The organism is Thermocrispum municipale DSM 44069, from assembly GCF_000427825.1.
Taxonomy (GTDB): domain Bacteria; phylum Actinomycetota; class Actinomycetes; order Mycobacteriales; family Pseudonocardiaceae; genus Thermocrispum; species Thermocrispum municipale.
Genome location: NZ_ATYT01000003.1, coordinates 315971 through 330117 on the forward strand (window position 1 = coordinate 315971; position 14147 = coordinate 330117).

16 protein-coding genes are annotated in these 14147 nt (G+C 70.4%); 14 read left to right on the forward strand and 2 right to left on the reverse strand.

Translation table 11 applies throughout. From position 1 onward, the window contains the following. Positions 1-165 precede the first annotated feature (165 nt). From pgsA to YWM_RS0101455, 4 genes are read left to right on the forward strand one after another with little or no spacing between them, the layout of a single operon-like run. Positions 166-777: a phosphatidylinositol phosphate synthase gene (gene pgsA / locus YWM_RS0101440; protein ID WP_028849204.1), complete on the forward strand. Its 612-nt coding sequence runs from the start codon at positions 166-168 to the stop codon at positions 775-777. After that, on the forward strand, positions 774-1697 hold the full coding sequence (locus YWM_RS0101445) for a phosphatidylinositol mannoside acyltransferase (protein WP_028849205.1): 924 nt from the start codon (positions 774-776) through the stop codon (positions 1695-1697). Before pgsA ends, YWM_RS0101445 begins: the two co-directional genes overlap by 4 nt. Continuing rightward, positions 1694-2854 carry a glycosyltransferase family 4 protein gene (locus tag YWM_RS0101450; RefSeq protein WP_028849206.1) on the forward strand — a complete coding sequence of 387 codons (1161 nt, stop codon included), beginning with the start codon at positions 1694-1696 and terminating at the stop codon, positions 2852-2854. Before YWM_RS0101445 ends, YWM_RS0101450 begins: the two co-directional genes overlap by 4 nt. Beyond that, positions 2851-3345, forward strand: a complete 495-nt coding sequence (locus tag YWM_RS0101455) for a LemA family protein (protein ID WP_028849207.1) — start codon at positions 2851-2853, stop codon at positions 3343-3345. The genes YWM_RS0101450 and YWM_RS0101455 overlap by 4 nt, the downstream gene beginning before the upstream one ends. Here the strand turns inward: YWM_RS0101455 and YWM_RS0101460 are convergent. Further along, positions 3338-5476, reverse strand: coding sequence for an elongation factor G-like protein EF-G2 (locus YWM_RS0101460; RefSeq protein ID WP_028849208.1), 2139 nt, complete (start codon positions 5474-5476; stop codon positions 3338-3340). The two genes, YWM_RS0101455 and YWM_RS0101460, sit on opposite strands and share 8 nt — an antisense overlap. A 187-nt stretch (positions 5477-5663) precedes the next feature. Here YWM_RS0101460 and pdxS point away from each other — a divergent pair, with 187 nt between their 5' ends. After that, entirely contained in the window at positions 5664-6569 is a 906-nt protein-coding gene (gene pdxS, locus YWM_RS0101465; RefSeq protein WP_028849209.1) for a pyridoxal 5'-phosphate synthase lyase subunit PdxS, read from the forward strand. 242 nt (positions 6570-6811) lie between these two features. Here the strand turns inward: pdxS and YWM_RS0101475 are convergent, their stop codons facing one another. Next, complete coding sequence (locus YWM_RS0101475; RefSeq protein ID WP_028849211.1) at positions 6812-7396, reverse strand: helix-turn-helix domain-containing protein; 585 nt, start codon at positions 7394-7396, stop codon at positions 6812-6814. A gap of 46 nt (positions 7397-7442) precedes the next feature. On the opposite strand from YWM_RS0101475, the gene YWM_RS21700 reads away from it, so the two are divergent. The 9 genes from YWM_RS21700 to ruvB all read left to right on the forward strand — a co-directional run bounded on the left by YWM_RS21700 (position 7443) and on the right by ruvB (position 14121). Then, on the forward strand, positions 7443-8138 hold the full coding sequence (locus YWM_RS21700) for an AzlC family ABC transporter permease (RefSeq protein ID WP_043659069.1): 696 nt from the start codon (positions 7443-7445) through the stop codon (positions 8136-8138). A gap of 2 nt (positions 8139-8140) precedes the next feature. Then, positions 8141-8461, forward strand: coding sequence for an AzlD domain-containing protein (locus YWM_RS0101485; protein WP_028849212.1), 321 nt, complete (start codon positions 8141-8143; stop codon positions 8459-8461). A 176-nt stretch (positions 8462-8637) separates the two neighbouring features. After that, a complete protein-coding gene (pdxT, locus tag YWM_RS0101490; protein WP_028849213.1) occupies positions 8638-9261 on the forward strand; it encodes a pyridoxal 5'-phosphate synthase glutaminase subunit PdxT in 624 nt (207 codons plus the stop codon). A gap of 17 nt (positions 9262-9278) precedes the next feature. Then, positions 9279-10028 (forward strand): YebC/PmpR family DNA-binding transcriptional regulator, encoded by a 750-nt coding sequence (locus YWM_RS0101495; protein WP_028849214.1) that lies wholly within the window; start codon positions 9279-9281, stop codon positions 10026-10028. Positions 10029-10057: 29 nt separating this feature from the next. After that, on the forward strand, positions 10058-10894 hold the full coding sequence (locus YWM_RS26010) for a hypothetical protein (protein ID WP_156914581.1): 837 nt from the start codon (positions 10058-10060) through the stop codon (positions 10892-10894). 315 nt (positions 10895-11209) lie between these two features. Next, positions 11210-11779: a DUF4262 domain-containing protein gene (locus tag YWM_RS0101505; protein ID WP_084612124.1), complete on the forward strand. Its 570-nt coding sequence runs from the start codon at positions 11210-11212 to the stop codon at positions 11777-11779. A 96-nt stretch (positions 11780-11875) separates the two neighbouring features. Continuing rightward, on the forward strand, positions 11876-12460 hold the full coding sequence (gene ruvC / locus YWM_RS0101510; RefSeq protein WP_028849216.1) for a crossover junction endodeoxyribonuclease RuvC: 585 nt from the start codon (positions 11876-11878) through the stop codon (positions 12458-12460). Next, a complete protein-coding gene (gene ruvA / locus YWM_RS0101515) occupies positions 12461-13063 on the forward strand; it encodes a Holliday junction branch migration protein RuvA (protein WP_028849217.1) in 603 nt (200 codons plus the stop codon). It begins immediately after the preceding gene. Next, positions 13063-14121, forward strand: a complete 1059-nt coding sequence (gene ruvB / locus YWM_RS0101520; protein ID WP_028849218.1) for a Holliday junction branch migration DNA helicase RuvB — start codon at positions 13063-13065, stop codon at positions 14119-14121. The genes ruvA and ruvB overlap by 1 nt, the downstream gene beginning before the upstream one ends. Positions 14122-14147: the final 26 nt, after the last annotated feature.

The window sequence follows — 14147 nt, forward strand, 5'->3', positions numbered from 1 at the left end:
TCAGGTGCGCGCTCGAGCGGTTGTCGGTCCGGGGCTCCCGGCTGCTCTCGGCGCGCAGTCGCGACAGGCTGCCGAGCAGAGCGGCGAGGTGTCTTCGGCGACGCGTCGGGTGTGACGATCGGAGCCTGCCGCCGTGGCGGACCCCACGTCGCTAGGCTGTCAGTGATGTTGAACGTCTTCGCTCGCGCGTCGGTATCCCGCGTGCTCGACCCGGTCGGTGCGGCGCTGGTCAGGGCCGGCCTGACTCCGAATGCGATGACGTTGATCGGTGCCGTCGGCGTCATCGCGTGCTCGCTGTCGTTCTTCTCCACCGGATTGCTGCTGTGGGGGACCTTCACCGTGTGGGGGTTCGCCATGCTCGACCTGCTGGACGGCGCGATGGCCAGGGCGTCCGGCCGCAGCACGCCGTTCGGCGCGGTGCTGGACGCCACGTGTGATCGGCTGGCCGACGGTGCCCTGTTCGGCGCGATCACCTGGTGGTGCATCTCGGCCGGTGAGCAGCGTGCGGCCGTCGCGGCGCTCGTGGTGCTGGTACTGGCGCAGGTGATCTCCTACATCAAGGCACGGGCAGAGGCCTCCGGACTGACCGCCGACGGTGGTCTGGTGGAACGCGCGGAACGGCTCATCATCGCCCTGGTCGGGACCGGCCTGCAGGGCCTCGGCGTCGCGCACGCCGTCGAGGTGGCGCTGTGGCTGCTGGCCGCACTGTCGGTGCTCACGCTGGCGCAGCGGATGTGGTCGGCGATCGTGGCCGCGCGGGAGGTGCAGTCACCGTGAGCAAACTGTCCGCCAAGGCGGCCGACCTGGGCTTCGCGCTCGGGTGGCGGTTGACCCCGCACGTGCCGGCAGGCATGGCCCGCACGTTGTTCAACGTGGCGGGTGACCTGATGGCGAGCCGCAACCGTGGTGGGGCAGCCCAGCTGCGGCGCAACCTGCAGCGCGTGGTGCCCCAGGCGGACAAGGAAGAGCTGGACGAGCTCGTTCGGCACGCGATGCGGTCGTACGCGCGCTACTGGCGCGAGGTGTTCCAGCTGCCCGCGATGGATCCGGGTGAGGTCGCGGACCGGCACCTGATCGAGGGGCGGGAGAACCTCGACGCCGCCCTGGCCGAAGGCAACGGCGTGATGATGGCGCTGCCGCACACCGGCAACTGGGACGCGGCGGCGGTGTGGATCGTGCGCCACTACCGCACGTTCACCACGGTGGCCGAACGGCTCAAGCCGGAGTCGCTCTACCAGCGCTTCCTGCGATTCCGTGAAGGTCTCGGCATGGAGCTGTTCCCGCTGACCGGCGACGGGCCGGTGGCGCCGAAGTTGTCCGCGCGGCTGCGGGAGAACCGGATCGTGGCGTTGCTGGCCGACCGCGACCTGAACCGTGACGGTGTCCCGGTGACGCTGTTCGGTGAGAAGACCACGATGCCGCCGGGGCCGGCGTATCTGGCCGCCCGCACCGGGGCGGCCCTGCTGCCGATGAGCACGTGGTTCACCGATGAGGGCTGGGCGATCCGCTTCCATCCGCCGGTGCGCGTGGCCAGCGTGCGCGAGGTGCCGTCGGCAATGCAGCAGCTGGCGGACACGTTCGCCGGGGCGATCGCGGTGCACCCGCAGGACTGGCACATGTTGCAGCCGCTGTGGCTGGCCGATCTGCCCGCGGACGACAAGCGGGTGGCGGAGACCGACGCCGCGGAAGCCCAGTGAGCAGCAAGCTACGGATCGGTATCGTCTGTCCGTACTCGTTCGCGGTGCCGGGCGGAGTGCAGAACCACGTCGCCGACCTGGCGAAAGCGTTGCTGGCCCGCGGGCACGAGGTGTCCGTGCTGGCACCCGCGGCGGCCGACTCGGAATTGCCGCACTTCGTGCAGCAGTCCGGCCGCGCGGTGGGCGTGCCGTTCAACGGGTCGGTGGCGCGTCTGCAGTTCGGCCCGGTGGCTTACGCCCGGGTGCGCCGGTGGTTGCGGGAGAACTCCTTCGACGTATTGCACCTGCACGAGCCGGTGGTGCCCAGCCTGTCCATGCTGGCGCTGAAGGTCGCCGACGGGCCGATCGTGGCCACGTTCCACATGTCCACCAGCAAGTCCCGCACCATGCTCGGCTTCCGGCCGGTGTTGCGGCCGTTGTTCGAGAAGATCACCGCCCGTATCGCGGTGTCCGAACTGGCCAGGCGGGTGCAGGTCGAGCACCTCGGTGGCAACGCGGTGGAGATCCCCAACGGCGTGGACGTCCCGTTCTACGCGCAGGCCGAGCCGTTGGACGGGTATCCGCGCCCGGGCACCACGATCGCCTTCGTCGGTCGCTACAACGAGCCGCGCAAAGGCATGCCGGTTCTGCTGGACGCGCTTCGGCTGCTCGTCGCGCGGCTGCCTGATGTGCGGCTGCTGGTCGTCGGCCGTGGCGAGGAAGCCGAGCTGCGATCCGCTGCGGGACGAGAGTTGTCGTCGCGCATCGACTTGCTCGGCCAGGTCGACGACGCCACCAAGGCGCGTGCCCTGCGCAGCGCGGACGTCTACTGCGCGCCGAACCTGGGCGGGGAGAGCTTCGGCATGATCCTCACCGAGGCGATGGCAGCGGGCACGCCGGTGGTGGCCAGCGCGCTCGACTCCTTCCGGCGCGTACTCGACGACGGGAAGGCCGGCGTGCTGGTGCCGGTCGGTGACGCCACGGCCCTGGCCGACGGTTTGTACTCGGTACTCAGTGACCGCGAGCGGGCGGCGCAACTGGCCACCGCCGGGTCCGAGCGAGTCCAGCAGTACGACTGGTCGACCGTGTGTGATCAAGTGCTGCGGGTGTACGAGACCGCGGTCGCGGCCGATCCCCGGCGGGTCGCGGAAGCTCCCGCGCAGCGGGAGGTGCCGTGAGCGGTCTCGAGCAGACCATCCTGATCGTCGTCGGCGTCGCGGCTCTGCTGGTGCTTGCCCTGCTGGTCACCACCGCGAATCGGCTCGACCGGCTGCACATCCGCACTGACGCGGCGTGGGCCGCCCTGGACGCCGCGCTGGCCCGTCGCGCGGTGGTGGCTCGTGCGGTGTCGGCCACGCTGTCGCAAGCGGACGAGCTGCGCACGGCTGCGGACACCGCCGAGTCGGCACCCCGGCACGAACGGGAGGCCGCGGAGAACCGGCTGACCAGGCTGCTCGCCGAGATCGACCGCACCGCACTCCCGGAAGGGATGGCGGCCGAGCTCGCCGACGCCGAGCAGCGAGTGGTGATCGCCCGCCGCGTGTACAACGACGCGGTGCGTGACACGCTGGCCCTGCGCAGACGGCGCAAGGTCCGCTACTTCCGGCTCGCCGGGTCGGCGCCTGCGCCCGAGTACTTCGAGATCGCCGAACCGGAGATCGCTACTTAGCCGCGGCCAACGCCGCGTGCGGAACCGGCTCGTAGCGGGCGAACTTGCGCGTGAACGTCGCCGTTCCGGACGCGATGGACCGCAGGTCGATCGCGTAACGGACCAGCTCGGCGGCCGGGACCTGAGCCTTCACCACGGTGTGTCCGCTGTGCGCCGCCTCGGTACCGAGCACCCGGCCACGCCGCGACGACAGATCACCCAGCACCGCGCCGAGGTATTCGTCCGGCAACGTGATCTCGACGTCGTCCAGCGGCTCCAGGGTCACGATCTTCCCGGCCGCCGCGGCCTCCTTCACCGCCAGCGCACCAGCCGTCTGGAACGCCGCGTCCGACGAGTCGACGCTGTGCGCCTTGCCGTCCACCAGGGTCACCCGCACGTCGACCACGGGATACGCATCGTCGGTGACGCCTTTCTCGAGTTGGGCCCGCACGCCTTTGGCCACGCTCGGGATGAACTGATGCGGGATCGCGCCGCCGACGATCTTGTCCACGAACTCGAACCCGGATCCGCGCGGCAACGGCTCGACGTCGATCTCGCAGATGGCGTACTGGCCGTGCCCGCCGGACTGCTTGACGTGCCGCCCGCGACCGTGCGCCTTGCCGGCGAATGTCGCGCGCATCGGGATCTTGACGTCCTCGGTGTCCACGTCCGTGCCGCCCGCGCGTAGCCGCGACAAGGCCACGTCCGCATGCGCTTCACCCATGCACCACAACACCAGCTGGTTGGTCTCCGCGTTGCGCTCGAGCCGCAACGTCGGGTCGCCCGCCACCAGCCTGGCCAGGTTGCGGGCGAGCGCGTCCTCGTCCGAGCGGTTCTTGGCCACCACCGCGATCGGCAGCAACGGCTCCGGCATCTGCCACGGCTTCATCAGCAACGGCTGGCGCGGGTCGGAGATCGTGTCCCCGGTCTCGGCCGACCCCACCTTGGTCAGCGCGCACATGTCGCCCGCCACGCAGTAGGGCACCTCGTTCAACTGCGAGCCGAGCGGCGAGTACAGGTGGGCGACACGCTCGTCGGCGTCGTGATCGGCATGCCCGCGTTCGGCCATCCCGTGCCCGGAGACGTGCACCGGCCGCTCCGGACGCAGCGTCCCGGAGAACACGCGCACCAAAGAAACACGGCCGACGTAGGCGTCGACCGTGGTGCGCACGACCTCGGCCGCCAGTGGGCCGTCCGGGTCCACGCTCAGCTCCGGGTGGTCCGCGCCGTCGATAGTGGTCACCGGTGGCACCGGGCGCTCGACGGGGGAGGGGAAGCCACGCGTGATGACTTCGAGCACCTCGGCCATGCCGACCCCGGTGTACGCGCAGACCGGGACGACCGGGTGGAACGAGCCGCGTGCCACGGCGGTCTCCAGGTCGGTGATGAGCGTGTCTTCCGAGATCTCCTCGCCGTCGAGGTAGCGATCCATCAGCGTCTCGTCCTCGGACTGCTCGATGATGCCCTCGATCAGCTGGGCGCGGGCCTGGTCGAACCGGTCGCGCTCGGATTCCGGTACCTCGCCGATGGTGGCCCGCTCGCCGTCGGAGTAGTCCAGCAGACGTTGCGTGATCAAGCCGAGCAGCGCCTCCGGGCCGGACGGCAGATACAGCGGTTGGACGCCGTCCCCGAACGCCGCCTGGCATGCGGCCAGCTCGCCCTGGGCATCCGCTCGCGGGTGGTCGAGCCGGGAAATGACCACCGCGCGCGGCATACCGATCTGCGCGCACTCGTGCCACAGCGCCGTCGTGGCCTCGTCGACGCCGTCGGCGGCGCACACCATGAACAACGCGGCGTCAGCGGCGCGCAGCCCGGCGCGAAGCTCGCCGAGGAAGTCGGCGTAGCCGGGCGTATCGATCAAATTGACCTTGATGCCGTCGTGCAGCAGCGGTGCCAGCGCGAGCCCGACCGAACGCTGCTGCTTGATCGCCGCGGGGTCGTGATCGCACACCGTGTTGCCCTCGGTGATGTGACCTGCGCGCGGGATCGTGCCGGTGTGTGCCAGCAGGGCTTCCACCAGGCTGGTCTTGCCCGATCCGGACGGTCCGACCAGTGCGACGTTGCGAATGCGGGTGGGCGAGTCGACGACCAGCGACGAAGTACCGGCCTTGCCGTTCTGCCTGCCGCTGGAGTGAGTATGTCTGTCAGCCATGGCGGCCTCCTCGGTGGCGCGACGCAAGCCGTGTGTGCCTGTGTCCCCGATCACACACCCCACCCGCCGATGGTGCAAGGGGTCGGCCGAGTGGCCTGCCGAATCACTCCGCCACTGGCCCGCCCGAAGAGGCCACGTCGGCCGTACCATCGGGTTGTATCCCCCGGAAGTAGAAAGGCATGAAGCGTTGACCGCTGAGCAGAATTCGACCTCCGAGACCGGCACCCCGCGGGTGAAGCGCGGCATGGCCGAGATGCTCAAGGGCGGAGTGATCATGGACGTGGTCACCGCCGAGCAGGCCAAGATCGCCGAGGACGCCGGTGCGGTCGCCGTCATGGCACTGGAGCGCGTGCCTGCGGACATCCGTGCCCAGGGCGGGGTGGCCAGGATGTCGGACCCCGACCTGATCGAGAGCATCATCGACGCGGTGTCCATTCCGGTGATGGCCAAGGCGCGGATCGGCCACTTCGTCGAGGCCCAGGTGCTGCAGGCGCTCGGTGTCGACTTCGTCGACGAGTCCGAGGTGCTCACCCCGGCCGACTACGCCAACCACATCGACAAGTGGCAGTTCACCGTGCCGTTCGTGTGCGGGGCGACGAACCTGGGCGAGGCGTTGCGCCGGATCACCGAAGGTGCGGCCATGATCCGTTCGAAGGGCGAGGCCGGCACCGGTGACGTGTCCAACGCCACCACCCACATGCGCAAGATCCGCTCCGAGATCCGCCGGCTGACGTCGCTGCCCGAGGACGAGCTCTACGTCGCCGCCAAGGAGCTGCAGGCGCCGTACGAGCTGGTCAAGGAGGTGGCGCAGACCGGGAAGCTGCCGGTGGTGCTGTTCACCGCGGGTGGCATCGCCACCCCGGCGGACGCGGCGATGATGATGCAACTGGGTGCCGAGGGTGTGTTCGTCGGCTCCGGCATCTTCAAGTCGGGCAACCCGGCCGAGCGCGCCGCGGCCATCGTGAAGGCCACGACGTTCTACGACGACCCGGACGTCATCGCCAAGGTCTCCCGTGGCCTGGGCGAGGCCATGGTCGGCATCAACGTGGAAGAGGTCCCGCAGCCGCACCGCCTGGCCGAGCGCGGCTGGTGATCTCGCGTCGCGAGCGGCCCCGGCCGATGTCGCCGGGGTCGCTACGCGGCGGTCACCAGTACTCGGTCGGCAGCTTGCTCTCGATGTTGCGGACCTGATCGCGGGCGCACCGGTCGCACAGCCACTGTGGTCGGCCGCTCGAGCGGTCGCACACCCAGCTGAGCGCCTCGAGCGCACTTGCCTCGTCCTTTCCTCGGCCGCAGCGCCAGCAGCGCCAGCAGCGCGCGCCGTTCGTGGTGGGCTCAGACATGTTCGGAGACCAGCACGGCGGTGGTGGCCGATTCCAGTGCTTCGAACACGTGCGGTAGATCGCCGGGGTAGGCGATGTAGTCGCCTGGGCCGAGTTCCACGGGCTCCTCGGTGAGGCCGAGCCGGGCACGTCCCGAGCAGAGCACCACGTGCTCGACCACGCCCGGCATGTGCGGCTCGGACTCGCGGACCGATCCGGGCTCGGCCGAGATCAGGTACAGGTCGCGGCGGGCCCCGGGTGGGCACGCCGACAACACGGTGGCGATGTAGTCGGCGCGTTCGGAGGCGACGGTAGGTCCTTCGCCACGGCGCAGGACCTGCACGGTTGGCCGGGGCGGCTCGACCAGACGCGCGAACGGGACGTCGAGCGCCACCGACAGCGCCCACAGCGTCTCGACGCTGGGATTGCCGGTGGCCGACTCCAGCTGGGAGAGCGTCGACTTGGCGATCCCGGCCTTCTTGGCCAGCTCGGACAGCGACAGCCCGGCGCGTACCCGCTCCCGGCGTAGCGCGCGGGCGATCTCGGCCAGGGGTGCGGCGGATTTGGCTTCGGACACTTCGTTCGCTCCATCGGTCATGTCGTTCGCCTTGACGAACACTCGGAATCCGTTCATTGTAGGAGTCATGCGTTCGATATGGCGATCGCTCGATCCGGCACTGGCCCGCGACATCGCGCTGGTGCTGGTCGCGGACACGCTCGTCGGCGTGTCGTTCGGCGCCATCGCGGTCGGCGCCGGTCTGCCGTTCTGGCTGCCCATGCTGCTGTCGGTCGTGGTGTTCGCCGGCGCGGCACAGTTCATCTTCGTCGGGTTGGTCGCCTCCGGCGGGAATCCCGTCGCGGCGGTGCTCGCCGGCCTGCTGGTCAACGCCCGCCACCTGCCGTTCGGGTTCGCGGTGGCCGACACACTGGGCACCGGGTGGCGTCGGTTGGTCGGGGCACACCTGATGATCGACGAATCGGTGGCGTTCGCGCTGGCCCAGCCCGGCCAGGAGCAGCGGAGGCGGGCCTACTGGGTCACCGGCGTCGGGTTGTTCGTGTGCTGGAACGTCGGCGTGCTCGCCGGTGCGGTCGCAGGCACGGCCATCACCGACACCAACGCGCTCGGCCTGGACGCGGCGTTCCCCGCGGTGTTGTTCGCGCTGGTGCTGCCGTCCCTGCGTGACCGTCACGCGCGCCGGGCCGCACTCGTCGGGGCGGCGATCGCGCTGGCCACCACACCGCTGTTGCCGGCCGGCCTGCCGGTGTTGCTGGCGCTGGCCGGGGTCGCCGTCGCCGAGATCAGCCGCCGCGGATCCGCGCAGGCACAGGAGTCGTCGTGAGTGTGTCCGCCACAAGCCTGCTGGTGCCCGCCCTGGTGCTGGGCCTCGGTACGTACGGTTTCCGGGTGGTCGGTCCGCTGCTGCGAGACCGCTTCACACTGTCCGAGCGCGTCGAGCGATTGATGGTGACCGCGACCGTCGTGCTGCTGGCCGCCCTGGTGGCCAGCGCGGCGTTCATCGAAGGCCACGCCTTCGCCGGGTGGGCACGGCCCGCCGGGGTGCTCGTCGGCGCCGCGCTGGCGATCCGGAAGGCACCGTTCGTCGTCGTGGTGCTGGCCGCTGCGGCGACCGCCGCACTGCTCCGGCTCGCCGGGGTGCCGTGACCTGCGGCTTTCGTCGAGTCGCAGGGCGCTCGGATCCTGACACCCGGTGCCGCCGCCGCTCGGACTGACAGTCCGGCCTGCGGCTTTCGTCGAGTCGCAGCTCGGCCCGGTACCCGCTCACGGGCCCATCGGGCCGCACAACTACGCTGGTAAAGCCGTCCAGGAGGGTTCAGCCGTTGACCGTTATCAAGCCGCACGTCGGTGTCCTTGCCCTGCAAGGTGACGTACGTGAACACCTAGCGGCACTGGAATCGGTCGGTGCCCGCGCCAGCACCGTGCGCCGGGTGTCCGAACTGGAAGCGGTCGACGGGCTGGTGATCCCCGGCGGCGAGTCCACCACCATGTCCCGGCTGCTCGACGTGTTCGAGTTGCTCGAGCCGGTGCGGGCCCGGATCGCCGACGGGATGCCCGCGTACGGGTCGTGCGCAGGCATGATCCTGCTGGCCGACAAGGTGCTGGACGGCAGGCCGGACCAACACCAGCTGGGCGGCATCGACATGCTGGTCCGCCGGAACGCCTTCGGCAGGCAGGTGGACTCGTTCGAGGAAGACGTGCCGTTCGCGGGTTTCGCCGAACCGCTCCACGCGGTGTTCATCCGAGCGCCGTGGGTCGAGTCGGTCGGCGCGAAGGTCGACGTGCTGGCCACGGTTCCGGACACCCCGGCGGCGGGAGCCGCGGCCGGTAAAATCGTCGCGGTTCGGCAGCAGGCGGTGCTGGCGACCGCTTTCCACCCGGAAATCACCGGGGACCTGCGGGTGCACGAGCTGTTCGTCGGCATGGTGTCCGCCGCACGAGCGTAAGGAAGAGACGAGGAGACATGGCCGGACACTCCAAGTGGGCGACGACCAAGCACAAGAAGGCCGCGCTGGACGCCAAGCGAGGCAAGCTGTTCGCGCGGCTGATCAAGAACATCGAGGTGGCGGCGCGGACCGGTGGCGGTGACCCGGACGCCAACCCGACGCTGTACGACGCGATCCTCAAGGCGACGAAGAACTCGGTCCCGAAGGACAACATCGAGCGGGCGCGCAAGCGCGGGGCCGGTGAGGAAGCCGGTGGCGCGGACTGGCAGACGATCACCTACGAGGGCTACGCGCCCAACGGTGTCGCCGTCCTCATCGAGTGCCTGACCGACAACAAGAACCGTGCGGCCTCCGAGGTGCGCACCGCGCTGACTCGCAACGGGGGCTCGCTGGCCGACCCCGGCTCGGTGTCGTACTTGTTCAACCGCAAGGGCGTCGTCATCGTCCCGAAGGGTGAGCTGACCGAGGACGACGTGCTCATGGCGGTGCTGGACGCCGGTGCCGAGGAGGTCAACGACCTCGGCGAGAGCTTCCAGATCATCAGCGAGGCGAGCGACCTGGTCGCGGTGCGCGACGCGGTTCGCGAGGCCGGGTTCGAGTACGAGTCGGCCGAGGCGAGCTGGATCCCGTCCGTCACCGTGCCGCTGGACGCCGACGGCGCCCGCAAGGTGTTCAAGTTGATCGAGGCGCTCGAGGACTCCGACGACGTCCAGGACGTCTACGCCAACTTCGACGTTTCCGACGAAGTGCTCGCGGAAGTGGGCTAGTCTCGGCCCCCCGCGACGAAGGGGGCTTGATGCAGATCAATCACGCGGGTGGCTATCCGCAACAGCAGTTCACCGGACCACGCAAGGTCAACCCGGGCGTCCTGGTCGGCGTCACGCTCTGGCGCCTGTTGATCGTCGCGTTCGCGCTGATCGGCGTGTTCGCTTCGTTCGAGCAGCTGGCCGGTGACCCGTGGCCGGGCCTGAGCCTGCAGGCCAGCTTGTTCACCGCGATCGTTTACGGTGTGCTGGCGCTGTGGCCGCTGTTCACCCTCGGCCGCAGCCATGAGCCGGCGACGCCGTGGATCCGTGGCGGCACGGCGGTGCTGTTGCTGCTGGTCATGGCCGTCTACATGACGATGCTGGGCGGTGACGTCAGCGAGACGTGGTCGCTGTTCGAGCACTTGCTCACGCCGCTGGTGGTGTTCGTCGACGCGTGCTTCGTGAGTGCGAGCGCGGCCAGGGCGAAGTGGTGGTTCCCGTTCACCTGGGTGTCACTGCCGCTGTGCTACCTCATCTACTACATCGCCGACGGCCTGAACATGTACGGCGGCATGCTCAACCCGGACAACGACGACTTCGCCATCTATGTACCCGTGTTGCTGGTGGTGACGATCGCGCTCGGTTTCCTGGTGTACGGGCTCGGCAAGCTGCGCGGGGCGATCGCCGCCGGGCAAAGGCAGCCAGGACCAGGGCAGCCGCAGCAGCAATGGGCGCCGGCGGGGCCGCCGCTTCAGCAGTACGGTCCGGCAGGCATGCCGCAGGGCGGGCCGCAAACGCCGTACCCGGGCGGACCGGGCCCCTACGGTCAGCAGATGCCGCAGGCGGGTAACCCGGCGCAGCCTTACGGGCCCGGCGGACCTCGCTGAGGGAACTCTTCCGGAGGCCGCCGACGGACGATCAATCGCCGCCTCACGGGCCCGGCGGAAGGGCGCCGGGGCGACTATCACCGCCTCACGGGCCCGGCGGACCGCGCCGACGAAAGGACGCCGGGGGCAACCGTCGCCGCCTCGCGAGCCCGATGGATCACGCCGACGAAAGGCCGCAGTGGCGACTCCCGTGGCCTGACGGGCCCCGGCGGACCGGGCTGACGAGGACCTTCGGCGTAGTGCGGTGATCCGTTCGGCGGCCCTGACTCTCCCAGTGCGGCGGGCCTGTTCTCGCCACGGAACGCGTACGGCAAGATGTCGGCTGTGACGACCGACTCCTACGCCGACGCCCCTCGCACTCGGAGGTCCGCGCCGCGCCAGGCGCCGGAACCGGCCCCGGACTCGATCTTGAGCCCGGAGGAGATCGAGCTGAAGCACTGGCTGCTGGACCAGGCCGCGACCAGGGGCAACGCGGTGGTCTCGGTCCAGGCGGAGGACGGCGTCGGCAACTACGACTTCACCGCGGGCGCGTGGCGGACCCACGGCGTGCCGGAAGGCGTGGTGATCGGCCTGCCCAAGCCGATGGGCACCGTGCTGCTGGACGCCTACGTGGACCGCGCGGCGACCGGCGGACAGTTCCGCATCGGCGAGTTCTACCACGACTTCTTCGAGGGCATCCCGGTGCTGTTCCAGCGGGTCGCCGAGCGCTACTACCCGCAGTACTTCGGGTCGGCCTTCCTGCTGTACCCGAACGGCGACTTCCCCGCGGTGCAGCTCGTCGTGCCGACCCCGCAGGGCCAGTGGCCGTGGGCGGCCAACGCCCCGGAGGGCTTCCGCCGCTGGCAGCCGATCCTGACCGAGACGGGCAAGCCGGACCTCGACTGATCCGGCGCGTCGTCGTCACCAGCGCTGCGGGCCGCAGGTAGCCTGCTTGTCGAACGAATGTTCGTCGAGCCGGAGTCGGCAGGACGGAGGCAGAGGGTGCGCGTGCTCGGGGTCGACCCGGGGTTGACCCGGTGCGGCATCGGCGTGGTGGACGGTGGCCGCGGCAGGCAGGTCAGCTGCGTCGACTACACGGTGGTGCGGACCCCGGCCGGGGCCGAGCTGTCGTCCCGGCTGCTGGCCGTGGCCGAGGCGGTCGATCGCGCGCTCGACGAACACAAGCCCGACGCGGTGGCCGTGGAACGGGTCTTCAGCCAACACAATGTCCGCACGGTGATGGGTACCGCGCAGGCCAGCGGGGTGGTCGCGTTGTGTGCGGCGCGCCGGGGCCTGCCGGTCGGGTTCCACACGCCGAGCGAGGTGAAGGCGGCGGTCACCGGGGCGGGCCGGGCGGACAAAGCCCAGGTGATGACGATGGTGGCGCGGCTGCTGTCGCTGCCCGAGCGGCCGACCCCCGCCGACGCCGCGGACGCCCTGGCGCTGGCGATCTGCCACTTGTGGCGGGAGCCGATGCGGGCTCGGCTCGCCGAGGTCGAGCGGCGCGCGGCGCAAGTGGCCAAGCAGCACAAGGCGCGGCTGCGGGAAGCGGCCCGGCAGCGCGCGCGAGCAGAGGGAGTGAAGTAGATGATCTCCTCGGTACGGGGCACGGTGTTGTCCGTCGGGCTCGACCACGCGGTGGTCGAGGTCGGCGGGGTCGGGCTCGCCGTGCAGGCCGCGCCCGCGACGCTGGCCACGCTGCGGGTGGGGGAGCAGGCCCAGCTGCACACGTCGTTGGTGGTCCGGGAGGACTCGCTCACCCTGTACGGCTTCTCCGACGCGCAGGCTCGGGAACTGTTCGTCCTGTTGCAGACGGTGTCCGGGATCGGGCCGCGGCTGGCGTTGGCCGCGATCGCGGTTCTGGAACCCGAGACCCTGCGGTCGGCGATCGCGGACGGCAACATCTCGGTGCTGACCCAGGTCCCGGGCATCGGGCGCAAGGGCGCCGAGCGGCTCAGTCTCGAGCTGCGGGACAAAATCGGCAATGTGGGAACGGCCGAGATCGCCGGCTCCGCCGCGCCGACCGCGAACAGTGCTGTGCGTTCCGAGGTGATCGAGGCGCTCATCTCGCTCGGGTTCCCGGCCAAGCAGGCGGAGCAGGCGGTCGACGGTGTGCTGGCGAACAACGGCCACGGTGACAAGTCCGCGGTCCTGCGGGCCGCGCTGAGCAGCATCGGGAAGCAGCGCTGATGAGCCACGAGGACGAGTTCGGCGAGATCGGCAGCGCGCACTCCGCGGTCTCCGCGCTGCCGGAGACGGGGGAGCGCGAGCTGGAAACCGCGCTGCGGCCACGCAACCTCGACGAGTTCATCGGGCAGCCGCGGGTGCGGGAGCAGCTGGCGTTGGTGTTGGAGAGCGCCAAGCGGCGCGGTGCCCCGCCCGATCACGTGCTGCTGTCCGGCCCGCCCGGCCTCGGCAAGACGTCCCTGTCGATGATCATCGCCGCGGAGCTGAACAGCGCCATCCGCATCACCTCCGGCCCGGCCCTGGAACGTGCCGGTGACCTGGCGGCGATGCTGTCGAACCTGGTCGAGGGCGACGTGCTGTTCATCGACGAGATCCACCGCATCGCCCGGCCGGCCGAGGAAATGCTGTACATGGCGATGGAGGACTACCGGGTCGACGTCGTGGTCGGCAAGGGGCCCGGCGCGACCAGCATCCCGCTGGAGATCGCGCCGTTCACCCTCGTCGGCGCCACCACCCGGTCCGGAGCGCTGACCGGCCCGCTGCGCGACCGGTTCGGCTTCACCGGGCACATGGAGTTCTACGAGCCCGAGGAGCTCGAGCAGGTGCTGCATCGCTCGGCCGCGATCCTCGGCGTGCCGATCGAGCCCGACGGGGCGGCCGAGATCGCCCGCCGGTCCCGGGGTACGCCGCGCATCGCCAACCGGCTGCTCCGCCGCGTCCGGGACTACGCCGAGGTACGGGCTGACGGCATCGTGACGCTCGAGACGGCCAAGGCCGCCCTGGAGGTCTACGACGTCGACGAGCTGGGCCTGGACCGGCTGGACCGTGCGGTGCTGAAGGCCTTGGTCCAGTCGTTCGGCGGGGGACCGGTCGGTGTCGCCACGCTTGCCGTCGCGGTCGGCGAGGAAGCCACCACCGTCGAGGAGGTCTGCGAGCCGTACCTGGTGCGCGCGGGCATGCTGGCCCGCACCCCCCGCGGCCGGGTGGCCACCCCCGCGGCGTGGCAGCACCTGGGGCTGACCCCGCCCAAGCGGGACGAGTCCCCGACGCTGTTCGACTGAGCCCGCCCGGCGCAGGAGGCGGGACC

What these genes read in the sequence shown, in the direction of transcription:
- pgsA (WP_028849204.1), top strand. Translation starts at nt 166, where the DNA reads ATGTTGAACGTCTTCGCTCGCGCGTCGGTATCCCGCGTGCTCGACCCG.
- YWM_RS0101460 (WP_028849208.1), bottom strand. Translation starts at nt 5,476, where the DNA reads ATGGCTGACAGACATACTCACTCCAGCGGCAGGCAGAACGGCAAGGCC.
- YWM_RS0101475 (WP_028849211.1), bottom strand. Translation starts at nt 7,396, where the DNA reads ATGACCGATGGAGCGAACGAAGTGTCCGAAGCCAAATCCGCCGCACCC.
- YWM_RS21700 (WP_043659069.1), top strand. Translation starts at nt 7,443, where the DNA reads ATGCGTTCGATATGGCGATCGCTCGATCCGGCACTGGCCCGCGACATC.
- YWM_RS0101495 (WP_028849214.1), top strand. Translation starts at nt 9,279, where the DNA reads ATGGCCGGACACTCCAAGTGGGCGACGACCAAGCACAAGAAGGCCGCG.
- YWM_RS26010 (WP_156914581.1), top strand. Translation starts at nt 10,058, where the DNA reads ATGCAGATCAATCACGCGGGTGGCTATCCGCAACAGCAGTTCACCGGA.
- YWM_RS0101505 (WP_084612124.1), top strand. Translation starts at nt 11,210, where the DNA reads ATGTCGGCTGTGACGACCGACTCCTACGCCGACGCCCCTCGCACTCGG.
- ruvA (WP_028849217.1), top strand. Translation starts at nt 12,461, where the DNA reads ATGATCTCCTCGGTACGGGGCACGGTGTTGTCCGTCGGGCTCGACCAC.
- ruvB (WP_028849218.1), top strand. Translation starts at nt 13,063, where the DNA reads ATGAGCCACGAGGACGAGTTCGGCGAGATCGGCAGCGCGCACTCCGCG.